We start from the raw sequence: 261 nt of genomic DNA on the forward strand, positions 1-261 counted from the left end.
ATCAAGCGCCCACACTTATCGGCTGTAAATTTTTAAAGATCGATCGCGAAGTTGCCGTTAAACCCGCTCAACTACCGGCTTCTTTCTGCGTTGCTGCGTCAGCAGCAGAGAAACGAGATTATGAAGACTGTCTGGCGATCTGTCAACAGGTTTTTTTACTTCGTTCAACCTGCCGCTCAACTTCGAATCACCCGCAGACCCAGTCGCCACAAGGCTTTCGCCTCAAGCTTCCCGTCTCCCCGCGCCTTCATCGAAAGCGCG

General features: G+C 52.1%; 1 protein-coding gene. It reads left to right on the forward strand.

The window, feature by feature from the left end:
- On the forward strand, positions 1-261 hold a 261-nt coding region (locus VSR72_RS44150; protein WP_342958430.1), incomplete at both ends, for a hypothetical protein.

The organism is Paraburkholderia sp. JHI869, from assembly GCF_038900775.1.
Taxonomy (GTDB): Bacteria; Pseudomonadota; Gammaproteobacteria; order Burkholderiales; family Burkholderiaceae; genus Paraburkholderia.